Origin of the sequence: Streptomyces humi, from assembly GCF_001005085.2 — a bacterium.
Classification (GTDB): domain Bacteria; phylum Actinomycetota; class Actinomycetes; order Streptomycetales; family Streptomycetaceae; genus Streptomyces; species Streptomyces humi.
In genome coordinates this window covers 37,727-48,618 of the sequence record NZ_LBMU02000081.1, presented here as the reverse complement: position 1 = coordinate 48,618, position 10,892 = coordinate 37,727, and the positions used below count along the sequence as shown (strand labels likewise).

The 10,892-nt window shown below is 70.8% G+C and carries 9 protein-coding genes; 2 read left to right on the top strand and 7 right to left on the bottom strand.

What is annotated here, in order from left to right:
• Positions 1 to 158: 158 nt before the first annotated feature.
• The 3 genes from AAW13_RS32400 to mce form a co-directional block, all read right to left on the bottom strand.
• On the bottom strand, positions 159 to 1,094 hold the full coding sequence (locus AAW13_RS32400; protein WP_046730829.1) for a coiled-coil domain-containing protein: 936 nt from the start codon (positions 1,092 to 1,094) through the stop codon (positions 159 to 161).
• A 195-nt stretch (positions 1,095 to 1,289) separates the two neighbouring features.
• Positions 1,290 to 5,138 carry a polarized growth protein Scy gene (gene scy, locus AAW13_RS32395; protein WP_046730830.1) on the bottom strand — a complete coding sequence of 1,283 codons (3,849 nt, stop codon included), beginning with the start codon at positions 5,136 to 5,138 and terminating at the stop codon, positions 1,290 to 1,292.
• 222 nt (positions 5,139 to 5,360) lie between these two features.
• A complete protein-coding gene (gene mce / locus AAW13_RS32390; protein WP_046730831.1) occupies positions 5,361 to 5,801 on the bottom strand; it encodes a methylmalonyl-CoA epimerase in 441 nt (146 codons plus the stop codon).
• A gap of 149 nt (positions 5,802 to 5,950) precedes the next feature.
• Between mce and AAW13_RS32385 the strand changes: the two genes are divergently transcribed.
• Positions 5,951 to 7,159, top strand: coding sequence for an acetyl-CoA C-acetyltransferase (locus tag AAW13_RS32385; RefSeq protein WP_071659751.1), 1,209 nt, complete (start codon positions 5,951 to 5,953; stop codon positions 7,157 to 7,159).
• A gap of 28 nt (positions 7,160 to 7,187) precedes the next feature.
• On the top strand, positions 7,188 to 8,144 hold the full coding sequence (gene meaB / locus AAW13_RS32380) for a methylmalonyl Co-A mutase-associated GTPase MeaB (protein ID WP_046730833.1): 957 nt from the start codon (positions 7,188 to 7,190) through the stop codon (positions 8,142 to 8,144).
• A 71-nt stretch (positions 8,145 to 8,215) separates the two neighbouring features.
• Here meaB and AAW13_RS32375 read toward each other — a convergent pair whose 3' ends face one another.
• From AAW13_RS32375 to AAW13_RS32360, 4 genes are all read right to left on the bottom strand, one after another.
• Complete coding sequence (locus AAW13_RS32375; RefSeq protein WP_046730834.1) at positions 8,216 to 8,692, bottom strand: MarR family winged helix-turn-helix transcriptional regulator; 477 nt, start codon at positions 8,690 to 8,692, stop codon at positions 8,216 to 8,218.
• Between the two features lie 92 nt (positions 8,693 to 8,784).
• Positions 8,785 to 9,582: an AIM24 family protein gene (locus AAW13_RS32370; RefSeq protein WP_046730835.1), complete on the bottom strand. Its 798-nt coding sequence runs from the start codon at positions 9,580 to 9,582 to the stop codon at positions 8,785 to 8,787.
• A complete protein-coding gene (locus AAW13_RS32365) occupies positions 9,579 to 10,229 on the bottom strand; it encodes an AIM24 family protein (protein WP_046730836.1) in 651 nt (216 codons plus the stop codon). The genes AAW13_RS32370 and AAW13_RS32365 overlap by 4 nt, the downstream gene beginning before the upstream one ends.
• 1 nt (position 10,230) lies before the next feature.
• Positions 10,231 to 10,863, bottom strand: coding sequence for an AIM24 family protein (locus tag AAW13_RS32360; RefSeq protein ID WP_046730837.1), 633 nt, complete (start codon positions 10,861 to 10,863; stop codon positions 10,231 to 10,233).
• Positions 10,864 to 10,892: the final 29 nt, after the last annotated feature.

Genomic DNA, 10,892 nt, shown 5'->3' with positions numbered 1-10,892 from the left:
CCGCGCCCCTTTCAGGGGCGTCCACCTCGGCGCCCCTTCAGGGGCGCGGGGAACTGCGCGAGCAACCCCCACCGGGCCCGCGGCCCACGACGAAGGCCCGCACCCCCGAAGGGAATGCGGGCCCTCGTTCTCGTCAGGCGTTACCTGGACTTCAGGTGTTACCGGGACTGCTGGGCCGGGACACCGCGGGAGATCGGCTCGTCCTCGGCCGGGGAGCCGGCCGCGGCCACCGCGGCGCCCGTCAGCGTCGCCAGCATCTCGCGGACGTTGGTGAGCTGGGCGTTGATGCTGTCGCGGCGGTTCGTCAGCGCCGCGAGCTCGCGCTCCGATTCCGAACGGATCCGGTCGGCCTTGGCGTTCGCGTCCGCGACGATGTCCTCGGCCTGACGCTGAGCCGTCTCGACGGTCTGACGCGCGCGGCGCTCGGCGTCCGTGCGGAGCTTCTCGGCCTCCAGGCGGAGCTGCTCGGCGCGGTGCTCGATCTCCGCGAGGCGCTTCTCGGCCTTCTGCTGACGGGACGCCAGGTCACGCTCGGACTGCTCGCGGCGCTTCGCGAGGTTCGTCTCGAAGTCGGCGGCGGCCTGCGCGGCCTTGGCGCGGGTCTCCTCGAAGAGGGCGTCCGCCTCCTCGCGCTTCGACTGCGCGTCCTTCTGGGCCTCGGAGCGCAGCTGCGACGCGTCGCTCTTGGCCTTCTCGACGATCCGGACGCCCTCGTCCTCGGCCTTGGCCTTGCGCTCCGCAGCGAACGATTCTGCGTCGTTGCGCACCTGCTGGGCCGCCGACTCGGCGAGCTCACGGTGCTGCTCGGCGGCCCGGCGGGCCTCCTCGCGCAGGTCCTTCGCCTCCTCCTCGGCGAGGCGGAGGATCTTCTCGACACGCGCGCCGAGACCGGCGTACGACGGCTCGGCGTCGGTAACGGCGGCCTGGGCGTTCTGCGTCTCGAGGTGGAGCTCCTCGATGCGCTTTTCCAGAGCGGTGATGCGGGCGAGAGCGCTGTCACGGTCGGAGACGAGCTTGGAGATCCGTTCGTCCACCTGAGCGCGGTCGTACCCACGCCGCACTAGCTCGAAGCCGTAGGGGGAAGTGTCGCTCATGGGTTTCCTGTCGAGTGAGACCGGTGAGGTGATAGGTGGAATCCTAGGGGCGAAAGCGGTGTGTCATCGAGCGGATGCGCGTTTGATCTGGAGAATGACACCCCTTTTGGGTGGCTAGCTGTGAGAACGCTTGCCAAAGCCTCGATGGATGAAACGGGCAAACGCCACAGACCGCTACAGAATCACCCTTGGCCCCTAGCCTTCTGACGACTTGCCACCCGATCGGGGGGCACCCACCGAACTGCCCGCCTTGACCCCGCCGTCCTTGCCGCCCGACGGCGCCTCGAAGGACTCCAACGCCTCCAGGACGTCCTGGACACGGGAGATCTCGCCGTTGATGTTCTCCCGCCGGCGCTCCAGGATCTCCAGCTCGCGCTTGCCCTCCTCGACCGTGCGCCGGGCCTCGCGGATCGCCTCGGCCTTGAGCTCCTCGGCCTCCCGCACCAGCGTGGCCTTCTTCTGCTCGGCCTCCTTGAGCAGCCCCTCCGCCTTCTTGACGGCCGCGATCCGGACCTTGCCCGCCTCGGAGTTGGCCTCCGAGACCAGGTCCTTCGCCTTGACCTGGGCCTTGGCGAGCTGCTCCTCGGCGGCCTTGATCAGCGCGTCGCAGCGGTCACCGGTGGACTTCATGGTCTCGGCCGCCTCACGGCGGGCCCGCTCGTGCAGCTCCTCGATCTCGCTGGTGATGCGGTCCCGCAGCTCCTCGGCCCGCTCCCTTATGGCGGTCGCGTCCCGGCGGGCACCGACGAGCAGTTCGTCCGCGTCCGTACGGGCCTTCTCCACCCGCGAGTTGCCCTCGACCGTGGCCTCGGACACCAGCCGGTCGGCCTCCTTGCGGGCCGCGCCCACCATGAGGTCGGCCTGCGACTCGGCGTCCGCGGTGGTCTTGTGGGCCTGCGCCTGCGCCTCGGTGAGCAGCTTGTCGGCCTCGGCGGTGGTCTCGTTGATGAGCGTGTCCACCTGCTCGGCCACGTCCTGGCGCCGCTTGTTGGCGTCCTTGCGGGCCTCGTCGAGCGTCCGGTCGGACTCCTCGCGCGCGGCGTTGACCATGCGCTCGGCCTCCGCCTCCGCCTCCGCCTTGAGCCGCTCGGCGTCACTGCGGGTGCGGTCGGCGTGCAACTGGGCCGAACCGACCGTCTCGGCGGCCTCGGCGCGCAGCCGCTCCGCGTCCCCGGTGGCGTCCGAGATGAGCTTCTCCGCCTTGGCGATGGCGTCCGCGCGGACGCGGTCGGCCTCGGCGATGGTCTCGTTCTGGAGGAGCTCGGCCTCGTTGCGGGCTTCCGTGATGAGGGTGTCGGCCTGGGTCGCCGCGTCGGAACGGATCCGGTTGGCGTCCTCCCGGGCCTCGGCCCGGGCACGGGAGGCGTCCTGCTCGGCCTGGGCGATGGTGTCGGAGGCCTCGGTGCGCACCCGCTGGGCGTGCGCGGCCGCCTCGGACCGCAGCCGCTCGGACTCGGCCATGGCCTCGGCGACGGTCCGCTCGGCGAGCGCCTTCGCCGCCTCCGAAGCCTCGCCGGACTCCCGCCGGATCCGGGTCGCGTCCTCGCTGGCCCGCTCCCGCTCGGCGTAGGCGTCGGCGCGGACCCGGTCCGACTCCTCCTCGGCCTCCCGCCGGGTGCGGTCCGCCGCGTGCTCGGCGGCCGAGCGCAGCCCGCTGATCTCCTCCTGCGCCTGCTCGTGCAGCCCGGAGACCGAGTCCCGCACCTGCTGGGCGTGGAGCTCGGCGGCCGACACCATCTCGGTGGCCCGCCGGTCCGCCTCCTCGACCAGCCGTACCGCCTCGGCCTGCGCCTCCTCGACCCGGTTGCGGGCGGAGGCGAGCAGGTCCTCGCTCTGCTCGCGGGCGCGCTCCCGCTCCTGGTCGGCCTCCTGCCGGGCGGAACCGAGGAGTTCCTCGGCCTCGCGACGGCGCCGGGTGGCCTCCTCCTGCGCGGCGGCCAGCGTCTCGGACGCCTCGGTGGACAGCCGCTCGGCGGCCGCCTGGGCCTCGGCACGGACCCGGTCCGCGGTGTCCTGGGCCTCCTGCTTGAGCCGCTCGGCCTCGGCCGCGGCCTCGGACCGCAGCCGTACGGCGATGCTCTCGCCCTCGGCACGGGACGCGGAGGCGTCCGCGGCGGCGTCGTTGCGCAGCCGTTCGGCCTCGGTCTCCGCCTGCTGCTGGAGCGTACGGATGCGCTCGGCGGCCTCGGACCGCAGGCGCTCGCTCTCCTCGGCGGCCTCCCGGCGGATCCGGCCGGCCTCCTCGCGGGCCTCGGTCAGCGACTGCTCGGCGCCCGCCAGCCGGTCCTCGGCCTCGGTGTGCAGCCGGGCCAGCTCCTCGGCGGCCTCCGCGCGCCGCGCCTCGACGCCCCGCTCGGTCTCCTCGCGCAGCTCGGCCGCGGCCCGCTCGGCGTCCGCCTGGACCCTGTCGGCCTGCTCCTGGGCCTCCGCGCGGAGCCGGTCGGCCTCCTGACGGGTGCGCTCCAGGGTCTCCTCGGCCTGCCGGCGCAGCGCGGTCGCCCGCTCGATGGCCTCGGTGCGGACCTTCTCGCTGTCCGTGGTGGCGGTCTGCCGCAGCTCGTCGGCGTCGGCCTTGGCCTTGGCGAGCAGTTCCTCGGCGGACTTGGCCGCCTCCTCGATCTGCTGCACCGCCTCGCGCCGGGCCTCGGCACGGATCGACTCGCCCTCGGCGATCGCGTCGGCACGCAGCTGCTCGGCCTCGCCGCGCAGCCGACGGGCCTCCTCCTGGAGCTCGACCGTCTTGGCGCGGTACTCCTTGGTGTCGTCCTTCGCGGCGCCCTTGAGGCCCTCGGCGATGTCGTGGGCCTCGGCGCGCAGCCGGTCCGCCTCGGTCTCCGCCTCGGTGCGGATCCGCTCGGCCTCCTCGGCGGCGGCCTTGGTGGTCTGCTTGGCCTCCTCGGCCGCCCGGTTGAGGACGTCCTCGGCGGTCTTCGCGGCCTTGGACAGCTGGGAGGCGCTCTCCTCGGCGGTGAGGGTGCGGGCCTTCTCGGAGGCCTCCGAGATGATCTTCTCGGCCTCGGCCTTGGCGTCCGTGACGATCTGCTCGGCGTCCGCCTTCGTGACCTCGGCGTCCTTGGTGGCCTCGGTGACCAGCCGGGCGACCTGCTCCTTGGCCGTACGGGTGCGCTGCTCGTTGGTGGCCTCGGCGCTCGCCAGCGCCTTGGCGGCGGTCGCCTCGGCCTCGGTGACCAGCTTCTCGGCCTCGGCCTGCGCCTTGCGCAGCGCCTCCTCGGCCTCCGCCATCCGCTGCTCGGCGGCCCGGCTCAGCTCACCGGCCTGCCGGCGGGCCGAATCCGACTCCGTCGCCGTCGAGTTGCGCAGCTGCTCCGCGTGGTCGGTGGCCTCCTGGGCCTGGGTGGAGGCAGCGTTCAGCAGGCGCTCGGCGTCCCGGCGGGCACGCAGCAGGATCTGCTCGGCCTCCGTGCGCGCGGCCTCGGTGTCGTTGCTCAGCCGCTGCCGGGCCTCGTTCGTCAGCCGCTCGGCCTCGGTGCGGGCGGCCGCCATCGCCTGCTCGGCCTCGGCCCGCGACTCGTCGAGCAGCCGGCGGGCCTGGGACTCGGTGCGCGCCCGAAGCTGCTCGGCCCACGCCACGTTCTCGTTGACGTGCGACTCGACGGTCTGGCGGCGCTCGGCCAGCTCCTGGTCCAGCTGCTGGCGACGGGTCACCGCCTCCTGGTGCAGCTCCGACTGGAGCCGCGCGGCCTGCTCGGCGTGCTCCTGGAGGATCCGCTGGGTCTGCGCCCGGGCCTCCGCGGCCACCCGCTCCGCCTCCTGGCGGATCTGGTCGGCCTGCATCTGGGCGTTGCGGAGCATCTGCTCGGCCTGGTAGCCGATGTCACCGCCGTCGAACGCGGGCCGGGACATGATGGTGCGCCGCGCCTCGTGCAGCTTGGCGCGCAGCACCTCGACCTGGTAGCCGAGGTCCTCGGCATGCTGGATCGCCTTTTCCCGCTCGGTCTTCAGCCGCTTCATCTCGGCTTCGAAACGAGTGAGGTGGTCGACGTCAGCCGCCGGCTCTCGCTCCTGGCTCTCGTAGCCCCGCACTGCGCGGTCCCATCCGTCCCCTGGTCGCAACCTTCTCCGTACGAGCTCCGTCCTTCCGCCGAACGGGGCCCCCGGGGAATGGTGTCAGATCAACGGCGGAGCACGGGCTGCTGCCCCGACGCTCGTCCCCCGAAACCCGGACCCCGGCATGCGGCCGCCCCGGCCCTGCGAACCTGCGAAGGGACGACCGCCCCCAACCCTACCGGCCCATATGTACGAGGGTCAGTGCTCAGGTGACTCAACAGCCGCCGAAGTGACCAGTTCTGTCAGTACTCCGTGGCAATCCTTGGGATGCAGGAAGGTGATCCGCGACCCCATGGAGCCGCGCCGTGGCTCCTCGTACAGAACGCGTACGCCCTTGGAACGGATGTCCGCGGCGTCGGCGTCGACGTCCGCCGTGCCGAAGGCGATGTGGTGGACCCCCTCGCCGTTCTTCGTGAGCCACTTCCCGACCGCCGAGTCCTCCCGGGTCGGCTCCAGAAGTTGCAGGTAGGAGGCGCCTCCGTCGGACGTCTCGTTGATCTTGAGCATGGCCTCGCGCACGCCCTGTTCCTCGTTGACCTCGGTGTGGAACACCTCGAAGCCGTACGTGGCCCGGTAGAACTCGACGGTCGCGTCGAGGTCGTGGCAGGCGATCCCGATGTGGTCGATTCGCGTCAGCATGGATTCAGTGCAGCGCCACCGCGATGGTTACGCAACGTGCCAGCGATCACACTGACGGCCCGATGACGGCACGGAGTGCCACGCAATACATTCGAAGTAAACCCTCGTTCACTCCTCGGCAGTGCAGCCGGTAAGGGGAATCACCGCTCATGACTTCTGAAACTCCCGGCAGGCCCACCTCGGTGATCGTCGCGGGCGCCCGGACGCCCATGGGACGACTGCTCGGCTCGCTGAAGTCCTTCTCCGGAGCCGACCTCGGCGGCTTCGCGATCAAGGCAGCCCTCGACCGCGCGGGCATCGGGGGCGACCAGGTGCAGTACGTGATCATGGGGCAGGTGCTACAGGCCGGCGCCGGCCAGCTCCCGGCCCGCCAGGCCGCCGTGAAGGCCGGCATCCCGATGAACGTCCCGGCGCTCACCGTCAACAAGGTGTGCCTGTCCGGACTCGACGCCATCGCGCTGGCCGACCAGCTGATCCGCGCGGGTGAGTTCGACATCGTGGTCGCGGGCGGCCAGGAGTCCATGACCAACGCCCCGCACCTGCTCCCCAAGTCCCGCGAGGGCTTCAAGTACGGCGCCGTCGAGATGCTCGACGCGATGGCGTACGACGGCCTCACCGACGCCTTCGAGAACATCGCCATGGGCGAGTCCACGGAGAAGCACAACACGCGCCTCGGCATCCTGCGCCCCGAGCAGGACGAGGTCGCCGCGCTGTCCCACCAGCGGGCCGCCGCCGCCCAGAAGAACGGGCTCTTCGAGGCCGAGATCACCCCGGTCGAGATCCCGCAGCGCAAGGGCGAGCCGGTCGTCTTCAGCAAGGACGAGGGCATCCGCGGCGACACCACCGCGGAGTCGCTGGGCAAGCTGCGCCCCGCGTTCACCCGGGACGGCACGATCACGGCCGGCACCTCCTCGCAGATCTCGGACGGCGCGGCCGCCGTGGTCGTGATGAGCAAGGCCAAGGCCGAGGAACTGGGCCTGGAGTGGCTCGCCGAGATCGGCGCCCACGGCAACGTGGCCGGACCGGACAACTCGCTCCAGTCCCAGCCGTCCAACGCGATCCGGCACGCCCTGAAGAAGGACGGCCTGGACGTCTCCGACCTCGACCTCATCGAGATCAACGAGGCCTTCGCCGCGGTCGCCGTGCAGTCAATGAAGGACCTCGGCGTGTCCACGGAAAGGGTGAACGTCAACGGTGGCGCCATCGCCCTGGGCCACCCCATCGGCATGTCCGGCGCGCGTCTCGTGCTGCACCTGGCCCTGGAGCTCAAGCGGCGGGGCGGCGGGGTCGGCGCGGCCGCGCTGTGCGGTGGCGGCGGGCAGGGTGACGCCCTGATCGTGCGGGTACCGAAGGCCTGAGTACGTTTCTGAAGCGAACGGAGCTGTGATGCAGGACGTCTCCTCACTGGTGGCCGGGGCCAGAGAAGGCCGACCGCGTGCGGTGGCCCGGCTGATCTCCCTGGTGGAGGGGGCGTCCCCGCAGCTCAGGGAGGTCATGGCGGCACTCGCCCCGCTGACCGGCAACGCGTACGTGGTGGGCCTGACCGGCTCGCCCGGTGTCGGTAAGTCGACCTCCACCTCGGCACTGGTCAGTGCCTACCGCAAACAGGGGAAGCGGGTCGGCGTGCTGGCCGTCGACCCCTCCTCGCCGTTCTCGGGCGGCGCCCTCCTCGGCGACCGCGTCCGGATGTCCGACCACGCTTCGGACCCCGGTGTCTACATCCGCTCGATGGCCACCCGCGGCCACCTCGGCGGCCTCGCCTGGGCGGCCCCGCAGGCCATCCGGGTGCTGGACGCGGCGGGCTGTGACGTGATCCTGGTGGAGACCGTGGGCGTCGGCCAGTCGGAGGTCGAGATCGCCTCCCAGGCCGACACCTCGGTCGTCCTGCTGGCCCCCGGCATGGGTGACGGCATCCAGGCCGCCAAGGCCGGGATCCTGGAGATCGGCGACGTGTACGTCGTCAACAAGGCCGACCGGGACGGCGCGGACGCCACGGCCCGCGAACTGAACCACATGCTGGGCCTCGGCGAGTCCCGCGGCCCCGGCGACTGGCGCCCTCCGATCGTGCGGACGGTCGCGGCCCGCGCCGAGGGCGTCGACGAGGTCGTGGAGGCCCTGGAGAAGCACCGCGCGTGGATGGAGGAGCGGGGTGTCCTGGCGGAGCGCCGGCTGGCCCGCGCCTCCCGGGAGGTCGAGACGATCGCCGTGACGGCGCTCCGTGAACGCATCGGCGACCTGCACGGGGACCGTCACCTGGACGCGCTGGCGGAACGCATCGTGGCCGGTGAACTGGACCCGTACCGCGCGGCGGACGAACTGGTGGCGGGGCTGACGGAGGGCTAGTCACCGGGCGGTACGGCAAGCGGCGAACGAGACCTGAACCCTCGTCCGCCGCTTTCGTGTGCCGTCTGCCGTCACGGGCGCCCGCGTTGGCCCCTCAGGTGCTCCGCGATCGGCTTCAGGCCCTTGTCCAGCTCTATCAGTGCCTCCGGCGACAGCAGGTCGATGAAGTGCCGTCGCACGGAGGCGACATGATGTGGCGCCACCTTCTTCATCGTCTCCATGCCGTGCTCGGTGAGGACGGCGTACAGCCCGCGGCGGTCCGACTCGCAGTTCTCACGGCGGACCAGGTTCGCGTTCTCCATACGGGTGACCTGGTGCGAGAGCCGGCTCTTGGACTGGAGCGTGGCGGACGCGAGGTCGCTCATGCGCATCCGGTAGTCCTCCGACTCGGACAGGTTCACCAGGATCTCGTAGTCGTTCATCGTCAGCCCGAACGGCTGTAGATCTTTTTCGAGCTGGTACGTCAACAGCCTGTTGACCTCCAGGTGGGTGCGCCAGGCGCACTGCTCCGCATCGGTCAGCCAGCGCGTGGCCGTCTCGGTCTCCATGAATGAAGTCTACCTAAAATGTTGAAAGGCGAACTAGTGAGGGTGGTGTGACTGTGCGCACGCGTTCGATGTCACACTCCGCAGACTACCGCTCACAGCCCGAAGCGACGCTGGAGGTCTCCCAGCTGTCCGGGAAGGCGCGGTGTGGGCTGCTGCTGTGGAGGCCCTGTGAAAGGGCCTCCGCCACCGGGTACCCCGGGCTGGTGCGGAACCGCTCCCGTGGCCTGCTCGGCCATCAGGGTTTCGGTGGACTGGAGCAGGACCGTACCCGCCCCCACGAACTCGAACTGGTGCTCCTCCCCGGAGGCCCCGCCGAGGCCCGTCATCGCACGTAGACCGCCCATGACACCTGTCATGTAGCCATGGTCGTAGTGGTGGCAGGGGGAGGGGCAGTCGGCCCATCCCACCAGCGCCTGAGGGTCCACCCGGATCGGGGGTTCCATGAACACCACCGGACCGTTGGACGCGGCCACAAACTTTCCGGTTCCGATAAGGGTCAGAAAACCCGGAACGATTGATTGCTTCAGAGCGAGACTTGGCTGAAAAGCGAGCAGGTTGCCGGAGCGAATGGTCAGGTTGCCGTCGTCGAGGTCGTACGAATTGACGTCGAAGGCCCGGTCGGCGAGGAGCATCCGGCCCGAGCCCTCCGCCACCACCCAGTCGCTCGCGTGCAGAGGCGAATGGAAGGAAGTGCGGACCAGACGGTCGAGACGGCCGTGCCCGACGCCGTTGAAGTCGATCGAGCCGTAGTAGGCGATCATCTTCCCCTTCTGTAGGAACCACTGGCTCCCCTTGAGCTCCACACAGAAGGTGTACTTGTTCACGTTGTCGTCGACGGGCAGGGTCATGGGGTCGTACACGACCGGTCCGGCGGCCCCGTATGCGCTCACAGCTTCTCCTCCGACGCCTGCACGTACACCATGCCGTTGCCGCTGAGCTCCAGCTGGAACGCCTCGCCGGAGCCGCGGCCCACCATGTCCCGCCAGCCGAGCGCGGTCGACAGCTTGTTGCGGACGTCGCCGTGGTGGGCGACGTAGGCCTGCGGGTCGACGTGGACCGGGCGCTGCGGGGTGACCGGGATCTCGAAGACGCCTCCATGGGCCATCACGGCGACGGCGCCGTGGCCCTTGAGGGTGGTGGTGAACAGGCCCTGGCCGGTCACCTGGCCGCGCACCATGCCCATCACCCCGCCCTGCGAGCCCATGAACATCGTGCCCTGCTGGAGCGTGCCCTCGAAGGCGAGCAGCCGGTCCGCCTCGACGTAGAGCGTGTCACCGGTGAGGGTGATCACCTGGACGTGGTGGCCGCCGTGCCCGAAGAAGACCGTGCCGCTGCCCTCGACCGTCATCAGCGGGGTCGCCTCGCCGGCCACCCGGCGGCCGAGCATGGACATCATCCCGCCCTGGCCGCCCTGGATGTTGGGTGTGAAGGACACCTCGCCCTTGTACGCGAGCATCGCCCCGCGCTGGCTGAACAGCCGCTGCCCGGGGACGACGGTCGCCTCGACCATCTTGGAGTTCACCTCGCGCAGGGCCATCTCACACGTCTCCCGCGATCGTGTTCCGCTCGCTCGGCTGTACGTACACCAGCCCGTCCCCCTCGAACCGGATCTGGAAGGCCTCGCCGCCGCCCTCCCCGAGGAACGTGCGGAACGTCACACCCGACTGGAAGGACTGGCGGAGGTTGCCCTGGTGGGCGATGTAGGCGCCCGGGTCGACGGTCAGCGGGTACTGCCCGCTCACCCGGAGCACCACCGCCGGGCCGTCCGACATGATCGCCGCCTGGCCGTGGCCCTCGACGGTCGTCGTGAACAGGCCGTTGCCCTGGGAGGCGCCGCGCAGGCCGGTGAAGGTGGTGCCGGTGCGCAGGCCGGCGTCGGTCGCCAGCAGGTTGCTGGACTCGACGTACAGCTTGTCGCCCTGGAGGCCGACCAGGTTGATCTCGGACGCCCGGTCCGCGAACCAGCACGTCCCGTGCCCCTTCACCTCCATCACCGTCATCTGCTCGCCGGTGAGCCGCCTGGTCACCATCCCCCGCAGACCCTCACCGCCACCGCTCATCTTCTTGAACGTCATCTGCCCGTCGTACGCGACCATCGAGCCGTTCTTCGCCTTCACGGCGTCCCCGGTCATCTCGACGGCGAGCACCTTGCTGCCCTGAAGTCGGAACATCGCCACGCTGTGAAGGTAGCCGCAGGCCG